24 protein-coding genes are annotated in these 24,152 nt (G+C 59.6%); 14 read left to right on the top strand and 10 right to left on the bottom strand.

Annotated features, from left to right (window positions below):
• Positions 1-172 precede the first annotated feature (172 nt).
• Both B3I26_RS07770 and B3I26_RS07775 read left to right on the top strand, forming a co-directional pair.
• Positions 173-1,810: a 5-guanidino-2-oxopentanoate decarboxylase gene (locus tag B3I26_RS07770; protein WP_296256700.1), complete on the top strand. Its 1,638-nt coding sequence runs from the start codon at positions 173-175 to the stop codon at positions 1,808-1,810.
• Positions 1,807-3,267 (top strand): aldehyde dehydrogenase family protein, encoded by a 1,461-nt coding sequence (locus B3I26_RS07775; RefSeq protein WP_296256702.1) that lies wholly within the window; start codon positions 1,807-1,809, stop codon positions 3,265-3,267. The genes B3I26_RS07770 and B3I26_RS07775 overlap by 4 nt, the downstream gene beginning before the upstream one ends.
• Here B3I26_RS07775 and B3I26_RS07780 read toward each other — a convergent pair whose 3' ends face one another.
• On the bottom strand, positions 3,268-4,206 hold the full coding sequence (locus B3I26_RS07780) for an AraC family transcriptional regulator (protein ID WP_296256826.1): 939 nt from the start codon (positions 4,204-4,206) through the stop codon (positions 3,268-3,270). It abuts the gene before it with no gap.
• Positions 4,207-4,577: 371 nt separating this feature from the next.
• On the opposite strand from B3I26_RS07780, the gene B3I26_RS07785 reads away from it, so the two are divergent.
• Both B3I26_RS07785 and B3I26_RS07790 read left to right on the top strand, forming a co-directional pair.
• Complete coding sequence (locus B3I26_RS07785; protein WP_296256703.1) at positions 4,578-4,904, top strand: antibiotic biosynthesis monooxygenase family protein; 327 nt, start codon at positions 4,578-4,580, stop codon at positions 4,902-4,904.
• 104 nt (positions 4,905-5,008) lie between these two features.
• Positions 5,009-5,248, top strand: a complete 240-nt coding sequence (locus B3I26_RS07790; protein ID WP_296256705.1) for a hypothetical protein — start codon at positions 5,009-5,011, stop codon at positions 5,246-5,248.
• Here the strand turns inward: B3I26_RS07790 and B3I26_RS07795 are convergent, their stop codons facing one another.
• Together B3I26_RS07795 and B3I26_RS07800 are read right to left on the bottom strand one after the other, a co-directional pair.
• A complete protein-coding gene (locus B3I26_RS07795; RefSeq protein ID WP_296256706.1) occupies positions 5,249-5,872 on the bottom strand; it encodes a flavin reductase family protein in 624 nt (207 codons plus the stop codon).
• A 263-nt stretch (positions 5,873-6,135) separates the two neighbouring features.
• A complete protein-coding gene (locus B3I26_RS07800) occupies positions 6,136-6,459 on the bottom strand; it encodes a hypothetical protein (protein ID WP_296256708.1) in 324 nt (107 codons plus the stop codon).
• Here B3I26_RS07800 and B3I26_RS07805 point away from each other — a divergent pair.
• Positions 6,458-6,682, top strand: coding sequence for a hypothetical protein (locus B3I26_RS07805; RefSeq protein ID WP_296256710.1), 225 nt, complete (start codon positions 6,458-6,460; stop codon positions 6,680-6,682). The two genes, B3I26_RS07800 and B3I26_RS07805, sit on opposite strands and share 2 nt — an antisense overlap.
• A 197-nt stretch (positions 6,683-6,879) precedes the next feature.
• Here B3I26_RS07805 and B3I26_RS07810 read toward each other — a convergent pair whose 3' ends face one another.
• From B3I26_RS07810 to bglX, 5 genes are all read right to left on the bottom strand, one after another.
• A complete protein-coding gene (locus B3I26_RS07810) occupies positions 6,880-7,188 on the bottom strand; it encodes a hypothetical protein (protein WP_313482289.1) in 309 nt (102 codons plus the stop codon).
• Between the two features lie 241 nt (positions 7,189-7,429).
• Positions 7,430-8,752: an MFS transporter gene (locus B3I26_RS07815; RefSeq protein ID WP_296256715.1), complete on the bottom strand. Its 1,323-nt coding sequence runs from the start codon at positions 8,750-8,752 to the stop codon at positions 7,430-7,432.
• Positions 8,753-8,997: 245 nt separating this feature from the next.
• Positions 8,998-10,338, bottom strand: coding sequence for a sigma-54-dependent transcriptional regulator (locus tag B3I26_RS07820; protein ID WP_296256717.1), 1,341 nt, complete (start codon positions 10,336-10,338; stop codon positions 8,998-9,000).
• A 3-nt stretch (positions 10,339-10,341) separates the two neighbouring features.
• Positions 10,342-12,087: a sensor histidine kinase gene (locus B3I26_RS07825; protein WP_296256719.1), complete on the bottom strand. Its 1,746-nt coding sequence runs from the start codon at positions 12,085-12,087 to the stop codon at positions 10,342-10,344.
• 194 nt (positions 12,088-12,281) lie between these two features.
• Entirely contained in the window at positions 12,282-14,582 is a 2,301-nt protein-coding gene (gene bglX, locus B3I26_RS07830) for a beta-glucosidase BglX (protein WP_296256721.1), read from the bottom strand.
• 281 nt (positions 14,583-14,863) lie between these two features.
• Here bglX and B3I26_RS07835 point away from each other — a divergent pair, with 281 nt between their 5' ends.
• The 4 genes from B3I26_RS07835 to B3I26_RS07850 all read left to right on the top strand — a co-directional run bounded on the left by B3I26_RS07835 (position 14,864) and on the right by B3I26_RS07850 (position 18,207).
• On the top strand, positions 14,864-15,487 hold the full coding sequence (locus B3I26_RS07835) for a LemA family protein (RefSeq protein ID WP_296256723.1): 624 nt from the start codon (positions 14,864-14,866) through the stop codon (positions 15,485-15,487).
• On the top strand, positions 15,487-16,239 hold the full coding sequence (locus B3I26_RS07840) for a TPM domain-containing protein (RefSeq protein ID WP_296256726.1): 753 nt from the start codon (positions 15,487-15,489) through the stop codon (positions 16,237-16,239). Before B3I26_RS07835 ends, B3I26_RS07840 begins: the two co-directional genes overlap by 1 nt.
• Positions 16,240-16,265: 26 nt before the next feature.
• A complete protein-coding gene (locus B3I26_RS07845) occupies positions 16,266-16,883 on the top strand; it encodes a TPM domain-containing protein (protein WP_296256729.1) in 618 nt (205 codons plus the stop codon).
• A gap of 106 nt (positions 16,884-16,989) precedes the next feature.
• A complete protein-coding gene (locus tag B3I26_RS07850) occupies positions 16,990-18,207 on the top strand; it encodes a class I SAM-dependent methyltransferase (RefSeq protein WP_296256731.1) in 1,218 nt (405 codons plus the stop codon).
• On the opposite strand, the gene B3I26_RS07855 is transcribed toward B3I26_RS07850, so the two are convergent.
• Positions 18,204-19,103 carry a DMT family transporter gene (locus tag B3I26_RS07855; protein ID WP_296256733.1) on the bottom strand — a complete coding sequence of 300 codons (900 nt, stop codon included), beginning with the start codon at positions 19,101-19,103 and terminating at the stop codon, positions 18,204-18,206. The genes B3I26_RS07850 and B3I26_RS07855 overlap by 4 nt on opposite strands.
• Positions 19,104-19,352: 249 nt before the next feature.
• Between B3I26_RS07855 and B3I26_RS07860 the strand changes: the two genes are divergently transcribed.
• Entirely contained in the window at positions 19,353-19,583 is a 231-nt protein-coding gene (locus B3I26_RS07860; RefSeq protein ID WP_296256735.1) for a hypothetical protein, read from the top strand.
• A 329-nt stretch (positions 19,584-19,912) separates the two neighbouring features.
• Here the strand turns inward: B3I26_RS07860 and B3I26_RS07865 are convergent, their stop codons facing one another.
• Entirely contained in the window at positions 19,913-20,926 is a 1,014-nt protein-coding gene (locus B3I26_RS07865; protein ID WP_296256737.1) for a DUF4917 family protein, read from the bottom strand.
• Between the two features lie 185 nt (positions 20,927-21,111).
• Between B3I26_RS07865 and B3I26_RS07870 the strand changes: the two genes are divergently transcribed.
• From B3I26_RS07870 to B3I26_RS07885, 4 genes are all read left to right on the top strand, one after another.
• Positions 21,112-21,339, top strand: coding sequence for a hypothetical protein (locus tag B3I26_RS07870; protein WP_296256831.1), 228 nt, complete (start codon positions 21,112-21,114; stop codon positions 21,337-21,339).
• Positions 21,340-21,429: 90 nt separating this feature from the next.
• The gene (locus tag B3I26_RS07875) at positions 21,430-21,627 is read left to right on the top strand and encodes a DUF2188 domain-containing protein (RefSeq protein ID WP_296256739.1); all 198 of its coding nucleotides are present in this window, start codon (positions 21,430-21,432) and stop codon (positions 21,625-21,627) included.
• 172 nt (positions 21,628-21,799) lie between these two features.
• Positions 21,800-22,846 (top strand): YncE family protein, encoded by a 1,047-nt coding sequence (locus B3I26_RS07880; protein WP_296256741.1) that lies wholly within the window; start codon positions 21,800-21,802, stop codon positions 22,844-22,846.
• Positions 22,847-23,581: 735 nt separating this feature from the next.
• Positions 23,582-24,139, top strand: a complete 558-nt coding sequence (locus B3I26_RS07885; protein WP_296256743.1) for a BRO-N domain-containing protein — start codon at positions 23,582-23,584, stop codon at positions 24,137-24,139.
• The last annotated feature ends 13 nt before the right edge of the window (positions 24,140-24,152 follow it).

Raw genomic sequence — 24,152 nt, forward strand, 5'->3', positions numbered from 1 at the left:
GCAGGCATGAGCAGAGGACATGGCTAAGCATGACATTTTTTGCGTTGTCACCGATATCTCCCGACGGTTTCAATGATTGCCATACAGCGCGCCTGGCATAACGGGTGCAGGCGCCTGGCATAACGGGTGCAGGCGCCTGGAAAACCATTTCAAGCGTGAATAAGGTCCAGACATGGCAACGTGCGGCGAAGTATTGGTCAAGTTACTTGAGGGGTATGAGGTCCAGAGGGTGTTCGGCATTCCCGGTGTGCATACGGTTGAACTGTACCGCGGGCTTGCCGGCTCCTCGATCCAGCACGTGACCCCTCGCCACGAACAGGGCGCCGGGTTCATGGCCGATGGCTACGCACGCACCAGCGGCAAGCCTGGAGTGTGCTTCATCATTACCGGCCCCGGCATGACCAACATCACCACTGCGATGGGCCAGGCTTACGCCGACTCGATTCCGATGCTGGTGATTTCCAGCGTTCAGTCGCGCAGCCAGCTGGGCGGCGGTCGCGGCAAGTTGCACGAATTACCGGCGCAAGGGGCATTGGTCGCAGGCGTTGCCGCGTTTTCCCATACCTTGATGTCGGCGGCCGAGCTACCGGCGGTGTTGGCGCGCGCCTTCGCATTGTTCCGGGCCGGCCGTCCGCGCCCGGTACACATCGAAATCCCGCTGGACGTACTGATTGAAAACGCCGACGAACTGCTCGCCAGTGAGCCCGTGTCGGTGACCCGCGCCGGTCCTGCCCCGGCTGCGATCGAACACATGGCCAGCCTGCTCGCCAATGCCAGGCGTCCGTTGATACTTGCCGGAGGCGGCGCCATCGATGCCGCTGCGGCGCTGACGCAACTGGCTGCAAAACTCGACGCGCCGGTCGCGCTGACCATCAACGCCAAAGGCATGCTGCCCTCCAGCCACCCGCTCTTGATCGGCTCGACGCAGTCCCTTGACCCGACGCGGGAGATCATCGAAAGCGCCGATGTCGTCCTGGCGATCGGCACCGAACTGGCGGAAACCGATTACGACATCACCTTCCAGGGCCACTTCAAGATCCCCGGTACGCTGCTGCGCATCGACATCGACCCGGACCAGACGGTGCGCAATTTTCCGCCGAAAGTGGCGCTGGTGTCTGACGCGCAGATGGCGGCGCAAGCCCTGCTGGCCGCATTGAGCGAGCACCCGTTGGCTCAACGTGGGAGCGATTGGGGGCACAAACGCGTTGCTGCGCTGAAAGCCACACTGGATGCCTCATGGGATGAGCCTACACGCGCACAGACGCTTTTCCTGCAGACGGTGTTGGACGTGCTTCCCGAGCTTGTCATCGTCGGCGACTCGACCCAGCCGGTTTACACCGGCAACCTGACGCTGAATAGGGACCAGCCGCGGCGCTGGTTCAACTCTTCCACCGGCTACGGCACTCTTGGGTATGCCTTGCCGGCCGCAGTTGGCGCCTGGCTAGGCAGTCAGGATGCCGGTCAGGGTCTTCCCGTGGCGTGTCTGATCGGTGATGGCGGACTGCAGTTCACCCTCTCGGAACTGGCCAGCGGCGTGGAAGCACGCACGCCGATCGTTGTCCTGCTGTGGAACAACCAAGGATATGAAGAGATAAAAAAATACATGGTCAACCGCGCGATCGAGCCCGTCGGCGTGGACATTCATACCCCGGACTTCATCGGTGTCGCCAAGGCGCTGGGCTGTGCGGCTGAAGCGGTCAGCGGCATCGAGGCATTGAAAACGGCCCTGAATGCGACAAAGGGACGGCAAGGGCCAAGTGTCATTGAAATCGACCAGCGTGGCTGGATGAAAGGGTTGAAAGCATCATGAGTGAAACGACTGGGGTGAGTCCGGTTTTGGCGGGTCTGTACATCGACGGACAATGGCGCGCCGGTGGTGAGCCGTTGACAGTGATCAATCCGTCCACCGAAGAACGGTTGGCGGTCATCACGGGCGGCGATGCTCTCGCAGTGGACCAAGCGGTACACGCTGCGCAGTCTGCGTTTGGTGCCTGGTCGAAAGCCACCGGTGCGGCACGGGCCATAATGCTGCGCAGGATCGCCAACGGGGTGGCGGCGCGTCGCGAACGGCTAATGACGCTGCAGTCGAACAACAATGGCAAACCCGGATTCGAGGCGGCCATCGATGTTGACGATGTGATCGCCACTTTCAACTACTACGCCGATCTGGCTGAAACGTCGGACGGCCAACAAAACCAGGCGGTCGTGGTGCCGAGCGAGGCGTTCAGTGCCCACCTGCGCCGTGAGCCTTGCGGGATTGTCGGGCTGATCGTGCCGTGGAACTTCCCGATGGTCACCACCGCGTGGAAAGTCGCGCCAGCGCTGGCTGCAGGGTGCTGCGTGCTGCTCAAACCCTCGGAAGTCACGCCCTTGGCCGAGCTTGAGTTAGCGCAGGTCATTGCCGACAGCGGCCTGCCAAGGGGCGTTTTCAACGTGGTCTGTGGTACCGGCCTGGCCGTCGGCGCGCCAATGTCGGCGCACCCCGGTATTGCCAAGGTGTCCTTCACCGGCAGCAACGCGGTGGGTGTGCAGGTCATGCAGCGTGCAGCACAAACCGTGAAAGGCGTGAGCCTTGAGCTGGGCGGCAAGTCTTCGTTGCTGGTGATGGCCGATGCCGACCTGGACCTGGCGGTAGAACTGGCCATTGGCGGCGGCTACTTCAACGCCGGGCAGATGTGTTCGGCCACCAGTCGCGTGCTGGTGGCGCAGGAGTTGTTGGAGCGTTTCCTGCAACGCCTTGTGGTCAAGGCGCAGTCGATCAGGGTGGGCGGGCCTTTGCAGGAGGGCGCCGAGATGGGGCCGTTGGTCAATCAGGCGCACTATCAGCGGGTGATCGAGCATATCGAGGCCGGGAAGAGGGCCGGTGCGCGGCTGCTTTGCGGGGGTGTACGCCCGGCGGCGCAGGCTCGTGGCTATTTTCTTGAGCCTGCGGTATTCACTGAAGTGCCTTTGGACAGCGCGCTATGGCAGGAGGAGATCTTCGGCCCGGTGCTATGTGTGCGCGCATTCGGCAGCGAAGCCGAGGCCGTGGCCCTGGCCAACGACACGCGCTTTGGGCTGGTGGCCAGCGTGGTCAGCGGCAGCAGCGAAACGGCCGATCGCGTCGCCAATGGGTTGCAGGCAGGGTTGGTCTGGATCAATGCCCCGCAGGTGATCTTCCCGCAGACCGCCTGGGGTGGCTACAAGCAGAGCAGTCTTGGGCGCGAGCTGGGGCCTTGGGGCATGCAGGCGTTTCAGGAAGTAAAGCATGTGGTGCGCGCGCTTTGATCAGAGCGCTTTGCGCAGGCGCGCCAGGTCACGCAACGGTGGCGCGCCGAACAGGCGACTGTATTCACGGCTGAACTGGGACGGGCTCTCGTAGCCCACCCGGTAACCGGCTGCCGACGCTTCCAGGCCGTCCGCCAGCATCAGGCGACGGGCCTCTTGCAACCGGAGCTGTTTCTGGTATTGCAACGGACTCATGGCGGTCACGGCCTTGAAACGGTGGTGCAAGGTGGACACGCTCAGGTTTGCTTGCCGGGCCAGGTCTTCAATGCGTAACGGTTGCTGGAAGTGCTCGTTCAGCCACTTGATCGCTTGTGTCACACGATGCGTCTGACAGTTGGCGATCGCAATTTCGTATAGCCGATAACCTTCGCTCCCGCGCAGCAGCCGGTAGAGAATTTCACGTGTGATCAGTGGCGCGAGCATGGGGATGTCTTTCGGGCTGTCGAGCAGGCGGATGAGTCGGAGCACCGCATCCAGCAACTGCGATTCGATTCGCTCGACATACATGCCACGACCACTGGGATGCGTAGGCACGCTCATGGGACCGGCTTGTGCGATCAGGGCATTAATGTCGGCTGGGTCGATATCAAGGCGCATGGCCAGGTGTGGATCTTCGGGCGTGGCATAGATGACCTTGCCGCTGATCGGCAGCGCAACCGACACCACCAGATAATTCAGTGGATCGTAGGTGAGCAGCTCGCCGCCCAGCGTCACATCCTTTCGGCCCTGGGCCATGATGCACAGCGCAGGCTGTACCAGGCCCGGCACCGACTGCAGCGGGCGATCATGGCGCACCATGAACAACGATTTGATCCCGGTCTGGAAGGTGCCATCGCTGGGGGCGTGGCGGCGAATCAACGTCGCCAGTTCCGCGCGCTGTTGCTCCATGTGCGCGCTGAGCGCGGGGGGCGGCAGCGTCTCTGGCAAGGCGTCCGGCATGGCGGCAGCCGAGGCGGGTGGCAACATGAGGAACTCCTCTGGCGAGCGTTGGTGCACATGGCTTGAGTGCGACATAGCTTATTTTTGTGCAAGTGCGAGCGTTAGGCGAATCCTATCGAATGATTGCCTGATTCTGCCGCAGGATCACTCCGGCGCCGACCCAGCGTGTCCAGTGAAGGGCCCGATTGCTCGAAAGTCCCGTTTGCGCGATCGAAGGTCCGGCGGGTCCAAGTTGCCGTCGCGCCGTACTCGCGCAGCATCAGGCAATAACCGGGCAGTATCCGGCTATCGGGCGTAACGTCCTGGCCCCTAATCTGCACGCCTGGCCGCAATCTCTTTTCGTGGGCGGCCGATCAAAAGGAGCCCCTATCATGCACAACCCTTGTGTCGTGACCCACCTGGTTTCCCTTCGCGCCAGTGCAGGAAACAGTGCCCTGCTGGGTGCACGCTTGAACACCCTGGTCGAGACGGCTTCCAACGCCCCTGGAAGCCTGAACTTTGCCTTGCACAAGTCCATGACCGAGGAGAGCGTTTGGTTGGTCAGCGGGATGTGGGTGGATGCGTCGGCGATGAATGACTGGTTCACCTCACCGGAGCTTGGAATCTTTGCCGAGTTGGTGGCTGAAAGGTTGGTGAGCAGCCTGGATTTTCGAACATTCGCCAATGTGACCACGGCCCAGGCCCGGACTGCCCAGTAGACGTCGTCTAGCGTGTGCGGCTGACGGGCCAAAAAATCCAGCGCCTGATCGCTTTCTCGGGTTTAAAATCCTCGCCTTTCCCTTCAAGGCAGGACGTTCTCTACATGGCACGCAAAGAATTCCAACACCACGAAGCCGTTTCCGCTGCCGTGCGCGGTGATGAAGGTTATGGCGCGGCAATCGCGGTCAAAGGCCTGGGCGCCACTGGCGCGCCCGCGTTTCATCGAGTGCTGCAGGATCGGACATTCAAGACCGCGATGGCTGCGGATCAAGCCGCTGTGGATGAACTGGAGCGGCTGATGGACGTGACCCCTGAAGGCGAACTGATGTTTGCTCAGGATTGATCAGGCTTTTGGCCGGTACATTTTGAACAGCGATTCGGGGCTCAGCTGGAAATAATCAGCCGGGCCGCCACCACGCAGGATCGGCTCACCGGCTGCGGTGTCGTAGATGCCCTCTTTAAGCAGCCGCTTGGCGATATGAATCGCCACCACTTCTCCCAGAATCAACCAACTCGGTACGACTTCCTTGTCGGCACGCTGCAATTGGACGATCTGGGTCACTTTGCATTCGAATGCCACGGGCGTTTCTTTCACTCTGGGCACCGAGACGATGCGTGAAGGTTCTGCGGTGAGGTTGGCCAGCTCGAACTCATTGACGTCTGGCGCCACTGCGGCGCAGCTCAGGTTCATTTGTTCGGCGAGGGGGCGTGTGGCGAGGTTCCAGACGAACTCGCCAGTCTGCTCGATGTTGTTCAGGCTGTCTTTGCGCCCCACGCTGCAGAAGCCAATGATCGGCGGAATGTAATTGAACGCGTTAAAGAAGCTGTAGGGGGCAAGGTTAAGTTTGCCTTGAGCATCGTGGGATGAAATCCAGCCGATGGGGCGAGGGCCGACGATAGCGTTGAACGGATCGTGGGGCAGGCCGTGGCCTTTGGAGGGTTCGTAGAAATGAATATCGTCTGACATGGCGGCTTCCTGAGCAGTTGAGTCGACAGGGCCAAGGAACACCATGCCTGTCGAAATGCAGCTCGTCATAGTGCTAGGCATTGAATCGGGATGCCAGACCTTGCGCAGTTGTTGCTTTGAAAAGGCAGCTCAGGGGCCTGCGAAGCAGGGGAGGGTCAGCGTTCATGCTTGCAAAATGGCCGCTCCTGGACAAAGGCAAAAAAAAGCCCGACATCAGTCGGGCTACAAAGGGAGTTCAGGAGGTGGAACGTGTAAAGCGGTGATCAGCTAACGCGGTTGTTGCCTACGCGATCAGCACCATCGGCAGCAAGGCGGTTGGCACCGATGTGGTCGGCACCGTCGGCAGCCTGGCGATTGTTGCCTACGCGATCAGCGCCGTCGGCAGCAAGGCGGTTGGCACCGATGTGGTCGGCGCCATCGGAAGCCTGGCGGTAAGTACCGGTGTGCGAGGCGTTAGTGTGAGAAGAACCACCCTCGGCGATTACGGTGCCAGTCAATACCGAGTGAGTATCAGAAACAGGCAGAGCAAATGCGCTCGACGCCAGAATCGACAGACTAAACGCAAATACAAGATTCGAAGTTTTCATGATGGTAGCTCCACAGAAGTTCAATAGTTTTTCGCTTGGCTATGAAGCTAAGTCTACGCGTATAGGGATTAAGGAGAAGTTAACAGCATTACTAACGATCATCGCTAAAAATGATAGTTGCCCGCAGCGCCCGGTTTTAAAGCGCTCCAGCGGTTTTTGTTCTGCAATGGGGCGATTTATGGCAAAACGGACAGATTTTCCCCTTGACAATTTTTATATTTAATGATCGAAGTTTCTGGTTTGCGACCTATGAAGTGCTTAAGAAGGTTGCCTCGTTAGGCATGGCCTGATTCACGACGCCATGGGGCGCGACCGCCAGTGACCTGCGAGCCCACTGCAACCGGGCCTTGTGGCGCTATGTTGAAACTGGAAAAACTAAGCCCGGCATAAGCCGGGCGGGAACAGAGAGCGGTGAGGGTATCAGCTCTGACGATTTGCACCTACGTGATCAGCGCCATCGGCGGCGAGTCGATTTGCACCAACATGGTCCGCACCGTCGGCGGCAACGCGGTTGGCACCAACGTGATCAGAACCATCGGCGGCAACACGGTTGGCGCCTACGTGGTTTGCACCATCACTGGCAAGGCGACCGATGTTGGTGTGCGAAGAACCGTTTTCGGCAACTACGGGTGCATGGGTATAGTGGTGCGTATCCATGACGGGAAGCGCGAAAGCGCTAGTTGCCAGGATAGAGAAAGCAAGGCCGAAAATGAGTTTGTTAGTGTGGATATTGGCTTTCATGACAGTGACTCCAGATCAATTTAATGTGTGGGTGACTCGATATGGAGTTAACTTTACTCGGCGCTTGCTTATTAAAAAGTTAATCGCATTAGTAGCGATCATCGCTGAAATTGATAGTGAGAACAGCCTGCGCTGATTAAGCCACTTAGCTGCCATCCCGGCGAAAAAAGGGCAACCACTCGCATGATTGCCCTTGTTTCCACTGGAGCGCCGGTCCGCAGGCGAATGATCAGTCGGTTTCGATCCGTGAATGCTTGCTCGTGTCCTTCATGAACACATACACCAGCAGTGAACAGGCAATGCAGGCCGTGACGTACCAGTAGTAACCGGTCTCCATGCCAATGCTCTTAAACCACAGCGCAATGTATTCGGCGGTGCCACCGAAGATCGAAACGGTCAGGGCGTAAGGAAGGCCGACGCCCAGGGCGCGGATTTCAGTCGGGAACAGTTCGGCCTTTACCACGGCGTTGATCGAGGTGTAGCCACTGACGATGATGAGCGCGGCCATGATCAGGAAAAACGCGCCCCACCAACTCTGGATGGTGTGCAGCGTGGTCAGGATCGGCACGGTGCACAGCGTACCCAGCACCCCGAAGGCAATCAGGATTGGACGTCGCCCTACCTTGTCCGACAGTGCGCCGACCACGGGCTGCAGCACCATGAACAGGAACAGCGTGGCCGCAGAAATGGTGGTGGAGTCGGTGATGCTCATACCTACGGTGTTCACCAGGTATTTCTGCATGTAGGTGGTGTAGGTGTAGAAGGCCAGGGTGCCGCCCATGGTCAGGCCCACTACCGTCATCAGCTCCTTGGGATGACGCATCAAGGTACGCATCAGGCTTTCTTTGGGCGCTTCCTTCTTTTTGGTGAAGGATTCGGTTTCTTCCATACCTCGACGCAGGAACAGCGCGACCACCGCGCACAGCGCGCCGATGGCGAACGGGATGCGCCAGCCCCATTCATTCAATTGCTCGGTGGTGAGCGTTTGTTGCAGCACGATCAGCACGCCCAGTGCAATGAGCTGGCCGGAAATCAGGGTCACGTACTGAAAGCTGGAGTAAAAGCCGCGACTTTTTTTGGTCGCCATTTCGCTGAGGTAGGTAGCGGAGGTACCGTATTCGCCACCGACCGACAAACCTTGCAGCAGGCGCGCCAGCACCAGCATGATCGGCGCGCCGACACCGATGGTTTCATAGCCCGGAGTCAAAGCGATGATCAGTGAGCCAAAGCACATCAACAGCACGGAGGCCATCAGTGCAGCCTTGCGGCCTTTGCGGTCTGCGTACAAGCCCATCAGCCAGCCGCCGATCGGGCGCATCAGAAAGCCCACAGCGAAGATCGCAGCAGTGTTGAGCAGTTGGGCGGTGGTGTCGCCCTTGGGGAAGAAGACTTTGGCGAAGTAGAGGGAGAAGGCGGCGTAGACGTACCAGTCATACCACTCGACCATGTTGCCGACCGATCCGCTGAAAATGGATTTCAGGCGACTTCCGGTGGTTTTTTCGGCGACGGGCGCGGCAGCCGATCCGTTTGACACAGAGTTGGGGATAGCCATTGGTTTTCCTGCAAGTCGTTGTTGTTAGAGGGACCGATGCGATGCGGTCTGCCGACAGTGATAGCAGGAGCTGTGCCAAGCCTTGAGATGCCCGGTTTAGAGGGGTTTCGCGTTATTGGGTGAGCGAAAAACCGCTTACAAGTCACAGGCCATCAGCGGAAATCCGCCTATTGCACGCGGCTGTAACCGGCCGGCTTGCCAGGCAATAAGGGCCTGCCTGTCCCAACCGCGGGCAAGTCGGGAGGCTACACGTCGTGGTCTGCGAGGAAATCCTCCCGCATCAACCCATGACGCTGCATTTTCTCGTTGAGGGTGCGACGTGGCAGCTGCAGTTCCTCAAGCACTGACTTGATGTCGCCTTTATGCCGACTCAACGCCGAACGCAGGCAATGGGCCTCGAACGCTTCCTGCTGCGCCACCAGCGACTGGCCCGCGGGTGCCTCGACCGAGACAGGATTCACCAGCCCCAGCACCTGACGTTCTGCCGCATTGGCCAGCTCGCGCACGTTGCCCGGCCAGTCCTGGCTCAGCAGTAGGCCCAACTGCCCGCCACTGAGCCTCGGCGCAGCACGGCCCAGGCGCTCTGCAGCCTGGCGCGAGAAGTGCGTAAACAATAACGGGATGTCTTCGCGGCGCTCTCGTAACGGCGCAAGGCGCAATTCGGCGATATTCAGGCGATACGCCAGGTCCTCCCGAAAGCGCCCGGCGCGCGCTTCGTCCAGCAGGTCCGGTTTGGTAGCGGCGATGATCCGTAAGTCGACCTCGATGCTCTGGTTTGACCCCAACCGCTCCAGGCGCCGTTCCTGTATCACGCGCAGCAGCTTCACTTGCTGGGCCAGCGGCATGCTTTCGATCTCGTCGAGAAACAGCGTGCCGCCGTCGGCGAACTCCAGTTTGCCGATGCGTTTGCCCTGCGCGCCAGTGAATGCGCCACTTTCATGACCGAAAAGCTCGGCCTCGAACAATTGTTCGGGAATCGCTGCGCAATTGACTGCCACAAATGGCTTCGTCGCGCGGGGACCGAAGTCATGCAGGCAGCGGGCGACCATTTCCTTACCACTGCCGGTTTCGCCGCGAATCAATACATTGACCGGCAACTGCGCCAGATCCAGCACCTGCCGCCGCAGGGTTTGCATTGCAGGCGACAGGCCCAGCAGCGTGGCGTCGAGACGAGCGCGGGCATCGGTCTGTTGGTGCAGGCGGCGATTCTCCAGAACCAGCGCACGCTTTTCCAGCGCGCGGCGCAGGCTGCCGAGCAGCGTTTCCGGGGTGAAGGGTTTTTCCAGAAAATCGTAGGCACCGTCACGCATGGCTTCGACTGCCATTGGCACATCGCCATGGCCAGTGAGCAGAATGACCGGCAGATCGGCATCGCGGGTGTGCAGCTCGGCGAGCAGCTCCAGGCCGCTCATTCCGGGCATGCGCACATCGGTGAGAACCACCCCTGCAAAATGCGCCGGCAGTGTCGACAGGCAATCCTCGGCGCGGCTGTGCAGTTGCACGACAAAGCCAGACAATGACAGCCACTGCTCCACGGCCTCGCGGATGGGGGCTTCGTCATCGACCACGATCACCGAATTCAACATGGATCAGGCCTCCGTAGCCTGGGGCAGGGAAAAGAAGAACTGTGCGCCGTTGTCGAGATTGTCCGCGCTCAGGCGACCGCCCAGTTCGTGAATGATGGCGTAGGACACTGCCAGGCCCAACCCCAGGCCGTCGCCTACCGGTTTGGTCGTAAAGAACGGATCGAAGACATTTGCCAAATGCGTCTGCGCAATCCCGCCGCCGCTGTCCGTGACCGACAGACGCCAAAGGCCTGCGTGTTCTTCGATGCGGATTTCCAGGCGCTTGAGCGGTTTATCGCTCATGGCATCCAGGGCATTGCGCAGCAGGTTGATCAGCACCTGTTCCAGGCGAATGGCATCACCGCGCACCCATGCCGGTCGGGTCAGGTCGAGTACGCAACTGACCCGCTCTACGCGTAGCCGGGCGTCCAGCAGCAATAACGCCTGATCGACGACACAGGCCAGATCCAGGCGTTCGCGCAGGCCGCTGGGGCTTTTGCGGGCGAAGGTCTTCAGGTGGCCGGTGAGCGCGGCCATGCGGGTCAGTTGCTGGTCGAGCAGGGCCAGGGCCTGGTGCGCATCATCGACTCGGCCGTGATCGAGCAACAGGCGCAGCGTCGCCAGTTGCGTGCGTTGCGCGGTCAGCGGCTGATTGATTTCATGCGCCAGCGCGGCCGACATTTGACCCAGCGCCGCCAGTTTGGTGGATTGCACCAGGCCTTCCTGGGCGGTCTGCAGATCACGAGTGCGCGCTTCCACCAGTTGCTCCAGCTCCTCGCGGCTGCGCTGGCGCAGACGCGCCAGACGCCAGCGTTGATAGAGAAACAGGCCGAGAAACACTAACGTCAGCCAGATGCCTGCCGCGGCCAGGGCGGCATTGCGCAGGTCTTCCCTGGCGGGCTGGGGTTTGCGCAACAAATGTAACGTCCAGTCTTCCGCTGGCAGGGGCAACGACTGCCAGAGGTATTCATCGGTACCGTCGGGCGCATTCACCTGACTCAAATGGCTGTTGTCGTTGAAGGCGCGCAGGGGCTGTTGCGTCAAGGGCGTCAGCGACTGTTTGTCGTATTGGCGGGTGCTGCTCAACTCCGCAAGGTCCTGTTCGCTGAGGGGCCGCAGCGCGCGATATCGCCAGCCTGGTTGATTGGCAATAAACACGATGCCTTTGGCGTCGCTGACCAGCAGCAGGTCGTCCCCTTGCGCCCAGGTATGTTCAAGCTCGGGAAACTCCAGCTTGACCACCATCGCACCCATGAATTGCCCGGCGTCGTCGTGCACAGCATTTGACAGGAAGTAACCGGGAATGCCGCTGGTCACGCCAACGGCATAGAAACGCCCGACGCCATTGGCTTTGGTTTGGGTGAAGTAAGGGCGAAAGCCGTAATTGTGCCCGACATAGCTGCTCGGCAGGCGCCAGTTGCTCGCGCCGATCGCCAGCCCGTTGCGATCAAGCAGCTCCAGGGTCGAGGACTGTGCGGCGCCGTTGATCTGCTCCAGTTTCAGGTTGAGGACCTGCGTGATCTGCGAACTGACCGGACCCTTGAGTGCCTCGCGCAGTTGTGGGTCCAGCGCGAGCACGGCGGGCAGGGCGCGATAGCGCTCAATGAGGGTCTGCAGGGTGTTTGCGTATAGCGACAGTTGGTCCTGCGCCCGCGCAGCATCGTCTTCCAGCGAATGGCGTTGAGCCTGATGGATTGCCAGCATTGCGGCGATGATCGCCCCGGCAAGGATCAGCAGAACATATAAAGGAAGACGGGCAGAGCGGGGCATGCGGTAGGCCTGTGATGTTGCGGCGACGTTATCGGCGCGTTCGCGAGTCACCCAGGACCGGGCGGGTGCTCACAATATTGTTGTTATCCATGAACGGTTGCGTCGCACACGAACTGTAGCAGCCCGGCCGGCTGACGGTGGCGATGTTCATGCCACCGCCACCGCCACCGCATGCCGGACCGCTGCAGCGGTCTTTATAAAAGTGTGAACGTCGTCTCTTTCACGTCCTCGGAATCCAGGCCAATCATCAGCTTGAATTCACCGTCTTCTGCGGCGTACTTGAGCGACGGGTTGAAAAACTTCAAGTCTTCTTCGGTCACGGTAAAGCTCACGGCCTTTTCTTCGCCCGGTTTCAACATGATTTTCTGGAAGTTCTTCAGTTCTTTTACCGGGCGGCTCAGCGAAGCCGCGACGTCACGTAGATACAGCTGAACCACGGTTTCCCCAGCGACGTCGCCGGTGTTCTTGACCTGAACGGTGGCGGTTAGCTTGTCCTTGCGGGTCATCTTGTTGATTGATAGCACGATGTCCGAGACGCTGAATTGCGTGTAGCTCAGGCCATAGCCGAAAGGAAACAAGGGGCTGGTCGGCTCTTCGAAGTAGTTCGAGGTGTAGTTCGAATCGTTAGGACGATACGGGCGGCCGGTATTCAGGTGGTTGTAGTACGCAGGCACCTGACCCACCGAACGTGGAAAGGTCATCGGCAGCTTGCCCGACGGGTTGTAGTCACCGAACAGCACGTCAGCCAGTGCGTTGCCGCCCTCGGTGCCCAGGAACCAGCTTTCAAGCATGGCATCGGCCTGTTTGTTTTCCTCGCCCAGCGCCAGGGGGCGGCCATTCATCAGTACGATGACCAAGGGCTTGCCGGTGGCCTTGAGCGCCTTGATCAAGTCGCGTTGGCGGCCTGGCAGCACCAGATCAACCCGGCTTGCCGCTTCATGGGACATGTTGCGCGATTCACCGACAACCGCAACGACGACGTCCGACTGTTGGGCGACCTTGACCGCTTCGTCGATCATTTCCTGTTCAGGACGACCATCGATGTGCAGTTGGTCATCCATCTTGTCCAGATAAGCGATGGCTTGCTGGTTATCGGTGATGTTGGAGCCAGGGGCGTACAGGATTTTCGCTTTGTCGCCGACCGCGTTCGCCAGCCCGTCGTAGGCGCTGACGGTCTGACGCGCCAGACCAGCCCCGGACCAACTGCCAAGCATGTCCAGAGAGCTCTTCGCCAATGGACCGATCACCGCGATGGTGCCCTGCTTTTTCAGCGGCAGAGTGCCGTTGTCGTTCTTCAGCAGCACCATGCTGCGTCGTGCAACATCCCGGGCCTCGGTACGGTGCAGGCGATTTTCGGCATCGCGGTCGGCAGGATCGTCCACGGCCGCACCGATGCGCAGGTAAGGGTTAGCGAACAGGCCCATGTCCCACTTGGCGCCGAGCACTTCACGTACGGCATTGTCGACTTCCTTGACGGAGACTTCGCCGCTTTTGACCAGCGCGGGGAGTTCTTCGCCGTACGCTTTGTCATTCATGCTCAGGTCGATGCCGGCCTTGATCGCCAGCTTCGCCGCTTCGCGGAAATCCTTGGCGACGCCGTGGTCGATCAACTCCTTTATCGCGCCATGGTCGCTGACCGTGACGCCCTTGAAGCCCCAGTCCTTGCGCAGCACGTCCTGCAGCAGCCAGGCGTTGGAAGTCGAAGGCACGCCGTTGATCGAATTCAGCGCCACCATCACGCCACCGGCGCCGGCATCGACGGCGGCACGGTACGGCGGCAGATAGTCCTGCTGCATGCGTACCGGGCTCATGTCGACGGTGTTGTAGTCCCGGCCGCCTTCGACGGCCCCGTACAGCGCAAAGTGTTTGACCGCAGCCATGATGCTGTTTGGTGCCTGGGTGCTGGTGCCCTGGAACGCGCGCGTCATGGTGGCCGACAGCTGCGAGACCAGATAGGTGTCTTCGCCGAAACCTTCCGAGCTACGTCCCCAGCGGGCGTCACGGGTGATGTCGACCATCGGCGCAAAGGTCATGTCCACACCATCGGCCGCGGCTTCGATCGCCGAGACCCGGCCCGCGCGGGTAACGGCGTCCATGTCCCAGGTCGATGCCAGCCCCAGGCTTATCGGAAAAATGGTGCGTTGGCCGTGGACCACGTCGTAGGCGAAGAACATCGGGATCTTCGTGCGGCTGTGGGCGACAGCGGCGTCCTGCATGGCGCGGTTGTCAGGCAGCAGGACGGAGTTGAAGGTACCGCCGATTCTGCCTGCGGCGATTTCCTTGACGATTTGCGACTTTGGCATTTCCGGCCCGATGCTGATCAGGCGCAGTTGGCCGATCTTTTCATCGAGGGTCATTTGCTCCATCAGGTTGGAGATGAATGCATTCTTGGCGTGCAGCGTGGTGGCATTACTGGCAGGGCTGGTAACGGTTTCAGCCCAGGCGGACTGGCTGGCCAGACCGATGACGAGACTCAGCAAACACAACTTATTCATGAATGATTTTCTCAAGGCGTTGGCCGGCAACTCGCACGAAAATGCCGGGCGGCCTTTGTTTTTGGTGTGGACCTTTGGTTTTTATTGTCATCAGGACGAGGAAGTCGCTGAACTCCCGACGCATCCAGGCATCAGTAGCGCAGCGAGTTTTATCCGATTGCGGCTGGGCAATCCAGAGCCTGGCGACGTAATGGGCCGAGATTATGCCGGGGATCGTCGGATTTGGCTAAAGTCATGTCTGACGAGAAGACCGATAAACAACACAAAGGAGTGCGCAGGCGATGCAAATAGAGCGATACGGGCACATTCGGGGCAGTGGTTACAAGTTGTCACTGACGCTGCTAATGCTGGTAAGCATGTTGCTGTCCGGCTGCGGCATCAACAACATTCCCACCTACGACGAGCAGGTCAAGGCGGCGTGGGCCCAGGTGCAGAACCAGTATCAGCGTCGGGCTGACCTGATTCCCAACCTGGTAGAAACCGTCAAGGGCTACGCCAAGCAGGAGCAGGCAACCCTGACCGCAGTCATTGAGGCGCGGGCCAAGGCAACATCGATCCAGGTCGATGCCAGCACCTTGAACGATGCTGCAAAGCTCAAGCAGTTCCAGGACGCGCAAGGTCAGCTTACTGGCGCCTTGAGCCGTTTGATGGTGGTGTCGGAGCGCTACCCCGACTTGAAGTCCAACCAGAATTTCCTTTCATTGCAGTCGCAGCTCGAGGGCACCGAAAACCGGATTGCGGTCGCTCGGCGTGACTTCATCGCCGCGGTGGAGAAATACAACACCGAGATCCGTACCTTCCCCGGCCGCCTGTGGCATACGGTGATGTACAGCGATCTGCCGATTCGCCCTAACTTCGAAGCCACCGCCCCAGGCGCCGATAAGGCGCCGGAAGTGAAATTCTGATGGCCGGCGCGCGGCGGGGTCTGCTGGTCGCGTTTGTCGCGATGTGGGTGGCTGCGTTTGCGCAAATGGCCTTGGCGCAGCTGGATTTCCCGGCGTTGAATGGACGGGTGGTGGACACCGCCGGCATGCTCGACAACCCGAGCCGGGAGCGTCTGTCGCAGATGCTCCGGGCTCATGAGGAGTTGACCACCGAGCAGGTGGTGGTGGTCACGGTGCCTGATCTGCAAGGCAGCACCATCGAGGACTATGGCTACCAGTTGGGTCGCTTTTGGGCGATCGGTCAGAAGGGCAAGGATAACGGCGCATTGCTGATCGTCGCCAAGGACGAGCGCAAGGTGCGTATCGAAGTCGGTTACGGCCTGGAAGATCGCCTCACTGACGCGCAGTCCTCGGTGATCGTCAACCAGATCATCATTCCGGCCTTCAAACAGGGCGATTTCGCAGGTGGCATCAACAAAGGCACCGAAGCCATCGTGCAAGTGCTCGGCGGTGACCCGTTGGCCGAGCCCGTGGTCGGGGCGTCGGGAGGCGACGATGTAACTGACTGGCGAATGAGCCTGCTGTTTTTTGTGCTATTCGTGATCGCCGCCTACATCAGCGTGCGCCGAGGTGGAGGCATTGGTCCCATGGGGCCTGGCGGTTTCGGGGGCTTCGGAGGCTCAGGTGGTTTTGGCTCTGGCGGTTCCCGTTCGGGCGGCATGAGCGGGGGTGGTGGCAGTTTTGGCGGCGGCGGTGCTTCCGGCGGTTGGTAGTCGATAGCTTAATAAGGATGTAACGCATGGCATTACTCACCGATGACGAACAGCAGCAGGTCGCTCAGGCCATTGAAAACGTCGAGCGCAACACCGACGCCGAGCTTGTGACCGTGCTGGCGGCCAGCGCCGACGATTACACTTACGCGCCGCTGATCTGGGCCGGGCTGGTGGCGCTGTTGCTGCCAGGGCTGATCAATTTCTATCCTGGCTGGCTTAATGCCAACGAACTGCTGCTGACCCAGATCGCGACCTTCATCGTGGTGGCGTTGTTGTGTCGGTTGCCAGGCATCGGCAGCCGTATGGTGCCAGCATCGGTGCGACATTGGCGGGCGGGAAGCCTGGCGCGACGGCAGTTTCTGGAGCAGAACCTGCATTCGACGGTCAATGGCATCGGGGTGTTGATCTTTGTCAGCGAGGCTGAGCGTTACGTCGAAATCATCGTCGACGATGGCATCGCTCGCCGGGTGGACGACATGGTGTGGCGATCAATGGTCGATGTGTTCACCCAACGCGTCAGCGAAGGCAAGATTTTGGAAGGGTTTTTGGGCTGTATCCAGTCTTGCGGCGAAGTATTGAGCGATCAAGTGCCTGTGACCCAGGCGCGCAATGAATTGCCCAATCGTTTGGTGGTGCTGGAATAGAGCAATCCGATCCGCGGCCCAGTGGTGGGCATCATTATGTCCACCACGTTGCCTGAAACCCGCCTAAAATACCGCCTCGCATTTTCTGCTTCCGAGGCTTCACCCGATGTCCGTCACCGCACCCACTGCCCTGTCAGCGCAAGATCACCGCGCCCGGTTCCTGAGCCTGCTCGACACCTGCCTGACGCAGAACTCGCTGATCAAGTTGGTGCTGGCCAAGTACGCTGGCAGCGAAGCGGACCTGCAGCGGGTCATCATCAAGCTCGCGACGATCAAGGGTCAGCCGTGCCTGTCCTTCGTTTACCGTTACAAAACCCGCGACATCACCAAGAATCATCCCGTCGCCCAGGCGCATGAGTTGATCGGCACCTTGCTCCCCGACGCCTTCAAGAATGCCCACCTGCTGTCGCTCACCGACGAGGTGCAACTGGAGTTCAGCAAGAAGGGCAAAAGCACGCTGTTTAGCAATAAACCCCAGCAGAACCGTGAAGCACCGTCGACCGGACATGACCGTGAGAAGAAGCGCTATCTGGAGCTGAGCCGGCCGTTTCTCACTGATCTGGGCGTAACCACCAAGCAGCACGAGTTGATCCCGGCCATGTCGCGCAAGTGGAAGCAGATCAATAAATTCATCGAAGTGTTTTCCCACGCCCTGGCGACGTCGCCGATCAAGCTCGACAAGCCGGTCACGGTGGCTGACTTTGGCTCAGGCAAGGGCTATTTGACTTTCGCCATTCACGACTACCTGCGCAATACCTTGCAGGCCGAAGGCAATGTCACCGGCGTTGAATTGCGCGAGGACATGGTCACCCTTTGCAACAACGCAGCGGGCCGCCTGGAGCATCCGGGGCTGGTGTTCAAATGCGGCGATGTGCGCTCGGTGGCGCCCAGCGAGCTGGACGTGATGATCGCGCTTCACGCCTGTGATATCGCCACCGACTACGCCATCCACACCGGCATTCGCTCCGGTGCGTCGATCATCATGTGTTCGCCCTGCTGCCACAAACAGATTCGTTTGCAGATCCAGAGCCCGACGCTGCTCAAGCCGATGCTGCAATACGGTTTGCACATGGGCCAGCAGGCGGAAATGGTCACCGATGCCCTGCGTGCCCTATTGCTGGAAGCCTGCGGCTACGAGACCAAGGTGTTCGAGTTCATCTCGCTGGAACACACCAACAAGAACAAAATGATTCTGGCAGTGAAGCGAGCAACGCCAGTCGACCCTGCCGAGCTGTTGGCAAGGATTCAGGAGCTCAAAACCTTCTACAACGTCCAGGAGCACTGTCTGGAAACGTTGCTCCGGGCGGATGGTCTTCTCGGCTAAACCCGAGTCGCCGCGCCCGGCGTGGGTGCGAGTACTGCGGTCTTGCGTCCGATGGCCAGCGTCACCACGACGCCTGCGGCAAAGATCCAGGTGATCGGGTCGATGTGCTCGCCAAAGAACACTGCCGAAAAGGCCATGGTGAAGAACAGCTGCACCAGCTGGATCTGACTGACCCGCGCGATGCCGCCCATGGCCAGCCCTGCGTACCAGGCGAAAAAGCCGAGAAACTGCGAAAACAGCGACACGTATCCGAATGCCCACCAGGCGCCCGCCGAGATCGGCCCCTGATGCTCAGAGGCCAGATAAACGACTGGAAGGATCAGCACCGGCACCGAAATCACCAACGCCCAGCAGATCACCTGCCAGCCGCCCATCTGTTTCGCCAGTCTGCCGCCTTCGGCATAGCCCAGCCCACCCACGGCCACGGCGCCGACCATCAACAGATCACCGGCCTGCAAATTGCCGGCGCCGCTGATCAGTGCGTAGCTCAGCACCAAAACGCTGCCCATCGCCGCGCATATCCAGAACGCTCTGGACGGCCGCTCGTGGGACAGCCATGCGGCGTAAATCGCTACGAGCAAAGGTTGCAGGCCGTTGACCAGAGCACCGTGGGACGCAGGCAAGGTTTTCATCGCCCACGCAGAGAGCACCGGAAAACCGACGATCACGCCCAATGCCACCACCATCAGCGCCTTGAATTGCGCGCGGGTCGGCCATTTCTCGCGACGCCACAGTAACAGCGCTGCCGCTGGAATCGCCGCGAACAATGCCCGGCCCAAGCCGTTGAGCAGTGGGTGGATTTCCTGAACGACGATGCGGGTCATGGGCAGGGTCAGACTGAAGATCACGACCCCGAGCAATCCCAGGGCCATGCCAGTGTTTTCGCGGGAGGACATACTGAGTCTTGCCTTGTGGTCATAGGGAGGAGAGGGTGTTCATTCAGCCACAGATTGCTGGACATTCCCCTTAACAGCTGCCGACGGAATCAGCCATACACTTTGTTTTCAGGGGGAAAACTACATTTCTGAAGGCTCATCCGCGGCTGGCCTTTTGGCAATGGATGCTGATGCAGAAATTGAATGCCATCTTCCTGCAACAGTTTGAAGGTCAAATTGCTGCCATCGAATCCAGCCAGGAGAACTGTCGTGTCGGTCATCGAAAAATGGGCGTTGCAGGGTGTCGTGGTGTTCTTCGTCGCCTGGATGGCGATCCTGGTCGGTCAATGGTCAGCGAGCGTCATCAGCGCCACTGGCAACGAGCGGCTGGCCTCTCTGAGCAGCATGCCGCTATCGCCTGATTCGCCCGCAACCAGCGTCAACAAACATGCACATGGCAATACAGTTGCGGCGGGTAGTTTGGCGCAAAGTAACGAGTGAGAGGGCGATATAAGACTGGCAGTTGTAGGCCTTCCAGTTACCGGCCTTGCAGGGCCAGCTGTGCATAGCTGGAGGTGGCCGCATCGACGCTGCATCGGTTGGCACTGGAGCAATCGGGTGAAGTGACGCCGACCCGGGATTCAAGCACTGGATGGCGAAAAACAACCTGTCATTGTCGAGTGCTGCTGCCGAGCTTGGATTCACGCGCCGAACCATTACCGCGGGCAGCAGCGGAGCGGCGCTGGTACCCAAGCACGTTGCGCTGGCATGCAGAGGCGGGGAATACGAGCGCCGCTGAAAACGTGCTCTGTATCCCAACCTTTCTTGTGCTAAACCTCCTTCAACCGCGCCACTGGCACCGACAATTCACGACTTCCCAGCGGATGGGTCGTGGCGTCGAAGAACTTAAGCTCAATGTTTTGCCCCTCGAACAGCGCGCTGTAATGGCGCTTCCTGTGCTGAATGAAGGCTTCGCTACGCGGCAGCACCGAGATCGTCAGGGTTTTGGGCCGGGCCTGAAGCACGGCGTCCAAGATATGCCGGTCCTGTTTACCCAGCCCGTGGCCGAAGACACACAGGGCGCCCTGGTGTTGCGCCAGTTGAGCGTGGCAGAACGACAGGTAGTCCGAGCCGCGGATAATCTTCATCTTGTCCTCGCTGCGTCCTTCGCAGACGAACAGCGGCACATCATCCAGCGCATTGACGGCAAAGCTGCCCAGCAGGGTGCTCTCCGATGACTGCAGCTTGCGCGCCGTGCCGTCGAAATTCTTCACCAGATGCATGCCGCCGTGCAGATACAGAATGCGGGTTGCATGACTGTCGGTCCGGTGCAGATTGAACTCAGCGTCTTCGTCAAACAGGTCGTCGAAAGGCTGGGCGCCGTGCATCACCGCCCAGTAGGCAAGCAGGTCATAGTTGGTCGAGTAGACCGTTGCATATTGACTCAGTGCTTTGCTGATATGGGCAATGCTCGACGCCTCCATCAAGCGCCAGGGAATGTGCGCCGAGCGAATGCCGTGAATCAACGCTTCCTTGATCGCGAAATAGCGATTGCGTGGCGATGACGAGCTGATGGTCAGCGCCGCATTGACGCGCATCGCGATCTTCAGGCCAGTGAGCACCGGTTCGAAGTTTTCGGTTTCCATCGACTTAAACAGCGCAAGCTCGGTTGGGCTTAGCGGCTTGTTGCGAGTGGTTTGCGCCAGTTCGAACAGCGAGTCATAGGCAAAGTTCTTCCAGACAGCGAGACTCGCGCCATTACCCAACAGCAACCCGGAGCATGGGTGAGTTGTCTGCAACTGGTTCCAGTCGGCAAGTTCGGCATCAAAATCGGTGAATTCCATCGTCTCGCTTCGCTTTCAGGTGAGCAGGTACTGACCACGGCCAGAACGGAGTGGACTTATAGGAACACAGGCCTGGCTTGTCAACGACACATGCCTTGATCCACCGTCCGGCAGATGGTTCGAACCCGTGGGACAGCCCCACCTCTGATTTATGAACCCACAACCCGGTTCGCTGAGAGGTGAATATGACAACCGATCCAGTGAATACCCCCGCCGCGCACAGCCCCGGCCCAAAGCCAAACCCTATGGAAACCACGCGCGGCAGCGAAGCAGAGCGCCAGGCCCATGAGTTTGAACGGGTCGAACACACGGCCCACGTTGAAAGCGAAACCCCGCCGCCACAAACCTGGAAACACCCGGATGACGGAAAGAGTCTGTACCCGGCAGACGAAGAGCTGCCTCTGAAACCCTGACTGTTCAATGGATAGTGACCCGACCTTTGTCGGGGACAAGGTCACCAGAGGAAATCCCACACACTCTCTGAAAGAGAGGGGAGGTATCCCATGCACACTGCGACGCTCAGTAAAACCCATCTCAACGGTTATGACGTCATCAACGTCAACAACGGTCCATGGCGGGTTTGCAACCCGCGGGACCGGCTCGCATCATTTCGTACAAGGGAGGAGGCGATGGCGTTCGCCGCTTCGCTGCCAGCCTATAAAGAACGTGCGCCGATCAAGGGCCAACAGGCTGCCAACTGAGTACCTGACTCAATGGCGCGCCTGCAGCGCCTGACCTTTGCAGCAGCGAAGGCCTGGATTGCATCCGGGCTTTCGCAAGGTCCGAAAGCACGCAGACCCTGAAAATCCTTCTGTGCAACACCCCCCCCAAATTCAGCTGCTCACTGCTGGGCCTTGCGCCTGGAGCCGGTTTTTGCCCCGGGAAATCCATAGGAACTCTGCCCTGCGAAGGCTCTCTATCAATACATTCAGCCCTTTTACGACCTTGAAAAGGATCACCTCAATGAATCTCCAACACACCGCTACGCAGGAAATCATTGCAGTCGACAAGCAAGGTCAGCAAGTGCTGTTCCTGGACCCAGGTGACCTGTCCGTGCGTGCGGCAATCACCGGTTTGCCAACCCGCCCGCACGAACTGCTGGTGCTTGAAAAACAGCGCAAGGCATACGTACCGATTTATGGCGACGGCATCCACGGCGACAACCCCAATCCGAATCACCAGGTCGCGGTGATCGACCTCGACACCCGCACGCTGACTGGATTTATCGACACGCTGCCCTATGTGTCTCCGCACACCGGACGTCTGGGCCGCGATGGCCGCGTCTACCTATGCTGTGAAGACAGCTCGACCATCCTCGTCATCGATCCTGATCAGGATAAGGTGGTCGGCCATATTGAGGTGCCGTCGTCGAATATCCACAGGCTCACTCCGCTCCCGCATGCCGACCAGTTGTGGGCCGAAAGCGAGGAAGATGGCCAGCTCTACGCCATTGATGTGCATAACGGAACCGGCCAGTTGGCGGCCACTTTAACGATGCCCGGCCCTGTGAATGGCATCGACGCTTCGCCGCTGCACCCTTGGGTCATCGCCTCGGCCGCAGACCGCCCGGTGATCTACGCAGTGGACACCGAGCAGCGCCGCGTGCTGCGCACCGTCGAACTTCCCGGACACCGACGCCAGGGGCAGGTTGTGCGCTTCAGCCCCGATGGCCGATTACTGGCGGTGCTCGGCGATTTCGAGCCGGTGGTGAGCTTTTACGATGAAAACCTGAAATGGCTGTTCAACGCCGAACTGGGTGACAAGCCGTTAGACGGTTGCTTCAGCCCCGCCCAGGATTATTTGCTGGTTGCCAACGAAAATGACGCCACCATCAGCGTGATCGACATCCTCAACCGAAAAACTCTTGGCCATGTACCGGTTGGGCAGGGCTGCGAAATCCTGGCGTACTTTCAACGTTGAGCGTGGGTATGGCATTTGCCGGTCATGCGGGTGACCGGCAATAACGCGTGTGAGGAGATGGCCATGGTCCGGTTCAGATTCACAGGACCCTGCCTGGCCGGTCAAAATGCTCTCTTTCAGTCATGGTGTGCCTCGCCGGATGTCCAGCCAGGGAGAAGAACGGACTTGAAAACCATCGTCATCGCACCTCTGCTATGCCTTGCCGGCTGCAGCGCTTATTCGCAGCCCGGCCCTTACCGGCCTGAGCGAATCGGGCCGGACATCAACTGCACATTGGACCCCCCGAACCAGCCGGGATGCCCGTGAGACCCGCGTAAATAGCAGCTGTTTTGGCGCAGCGGCTGTGAGGGGCGTAGGACTGTTCGTGGCTTTAAATAGGATCGGTCTTGATCGTTCTCGACAGTCCGGTTCCGGGTTGTCTGCATAAAAAACCGACGCTAGGCTTCGCACCGTCGCTGATATCAGCGACCGGATTTAGCGATCCGACCCATGCCGCACTGCAGACAACTTGTTTCAAACCTACCATTTGAAGCAGGTTCAATGGCAGCTGTGCGTCGGAGACCTACGGGTCTGCCGGGTGGTATGGCCGGTTCGCTAACCTTCGCACAGCTGCCACCCTAAACTCTTCAGAGACGCAGGATGGTAGCTCCAACGTAAGGAGCTGCACTGATGCAGGCATTGTGTTCCTCAAAAGACCCACAGCCATCGCCTACCCGAGCAAGGGGCAATAAGGCGATGACAGACTGCTTCGAACCGATCATCTTCACCCGCCACCAACGCCAGCTACGCGCCCTCCTGCTGGAGAACCAAGCCTGGTTCTGCCTCCAGGACATCGCCCGCCTCATGGGCAAACCCCTCGACGAACGCGCCACCTGGAAACTCGACGCAGACCAGCGCCGCACAGCCTGGCTCGACGCCAACGGCCAGTGCAGCAAACAGCTGCTCATCAGCGAGTCCGGGCTCTTCACTCTGCTGGTCCACCACTACGTCCCTGAAAATCGAGCGCTGCGACACTGGATCACGCATGTCGTAATACCGACGTTGCACAACACGTCCGAACCCCACCTGCCAAACCTTAGAACGATGAACTGGGCGGGCAGCGCGGTCAGCCTGCTGGAATGGCAAAGTAACTATTGGGTCCGGCTCAACGACATGCCTGAGCTGCTGATGGAGCCTCAAGCTCGTCGGATCGACGGGTTGTATTGCCGATTCGTGATGTTACTAAAGGGAGACTGGCGCGAGCTTTTTGGAACGGGGCGAGGCCGTCATGAGAGAGGTAACTGGAGCGGGTAAAGGGGTTGACCGT

The sequence above is a fragment of the Pseudomonas sp. UBA5706 genome, from assembly GCF_002419965.1.
Lineage (GTDB): Bacteria > Pseudomonadota > Gammaproteobacteria > Pseudomonadales > Pseudomonadaceae > Aquipseudomonas.

Bases quoted from the DNA above. Each gene is read 5' to 3' on its own strand.
- B3I26_RS07845 (WP_296256729.1), top strand. From the start codon at position 16,266: ATGGCATTACTCACCGATGACGAACAGCAGCAGGTCGCTCAGGCCATT.
- B3I26_RS07785 (WP_296256703.1), top strand. From the start codon at position 4,578: ATGCACAACCCTTGTGTCGTGACCCACCTGGTTTCCCTTCGCGCCAGT.
- B3I26_RS07820 (WP_296256717.1), bottom strand. From the start codon at position 10,338: ATGTTGAATTCGGTGATCGTGGTCGATGACGAAGCCCCCATCCGCGAG.
- B3I26_RS07855 (WP_296256733.1), bottom strand. From the start codon at position 19,103: ATGTCCTCCCGCGAAAACACTGGCATGGCCCTGGGATTGCTCGGGGTC.
- B3I26_RS07885 (WP_296256743.1), top strand. From the start codon at position 23,582: ATGACAGACTGCTTCGAACCGATCATCTTCACCCGCCACCAACGCCAG.
- B3I26_RS07770 (WP_296256700.1), top strand. From the start codon at position 173: ATGGCAACGTGCGGCGAAGTATTGGTCAAGTTACTTGAGGGGTATGAG.
- B3I26_RS07850 (WP_296256731.1), top strand. From the start codon at position 16,990: ATGTCCGTCACCGCACCCACTGCCCTGTCAGCGCAAGATCACCGCGCC.
- B3I26_RS07875 (WP_296256739.1), top strand. From the start codon at position 21,430: ATGCACACTGCGACGCTCAGTAAAACCCATCTCAACGGTTATGACGTC.
- B3I26_RS07835 (WP_296256723.1), top strand. From the start codon at position 14,864: ATGCAAATAGAGCGATACGGGCACATTCGGGGCAGTGGTTACAAGTTG.
- B3I26_RS07800 (WP_296256708.1), bottom strand. From the start codon at position 6,459: ATGAAAACTTCGAATCTTGTATTTGCGTTTAGTCTGTCGATTCTGGCG.
- B3I26_RS07870 (WP_296256831.1), top strand. From the start codon at position 21,112: ATGACAACCGATCCAGTGAATACCCCCGCCGCGCACAGCCCCGGCCCA.
- B3I26_RS07805 (WP_296256710.1), top strand. From the start codon at position 6,458: ATGATGGTAGCTCCACAGAAGTTCAATAGTTTTTCGCTTGGCTATGAA.
- B3I26_RS07790 (WP_296256705.1), top strand. From the start codon at position 5,009: ATGGCACGCAAAGAATTCCAACACCACGAAGCCGTTTCCGCTGCCGTG.
- B3I26_RS07815 (WP_296256715.1), bottom strand. From the start codon at position 8,752: ATGGCTATCCCCAACTCTGTGTCAAACGGATCGGCTGCCGCGCCCGTC.
- B3I26_RS07865 (WP_296256737.1), bottom strand. From the start codon at position 20,926: ATGGAATTCACCGATTTTGATGCCGAACTTGCCGACTGGAACCAGTTG.
- bglX (WP_296256721.1), bottom strand. From the start codon at position 14,582: ATGAATAAGTTGTGTTTGCTGAGTCTCGTCATCGGTCTGGCCAGCCAG.
- B3I26_RS07775 (WP_296256702.1), top strand. From the start codon at position 1,807: ATGAGTGAAACGACTGGGGTGAGTCCGGTTTTGGCGGGTCTGTACATC.
- B3I26_RS07840 (WP_296256726.1), top strand. From the start codon at position 15,487: ATGGCCGGCGCGCGGCGGGGTCTGCTGGTCGCGTTTGTCGCGATGTGG.
- B3I26_RS07825 (WP_296256719.1), bottom strand. From the start codon at position 12,087: ATGCCCCGCTCTGCCCGTCTTCCTTTATATGTTCTGCTGATCCTTGCC.
- B3I26_RS07795 (WP_296256706.1), bottom strand. From the start codon at position 5,872: ATGTCAGACGATATTCATTTCTACGAACCCTCCAAAGGCCACGGCCTG.
- B3I26_RS07780 (WP_296256826.1), bottom strand. From the start codon at position 4,206: ATGCCGGACGCCTTGCCAGAGACGCTGCCGCCCCCCGCGCTCAGCGCG.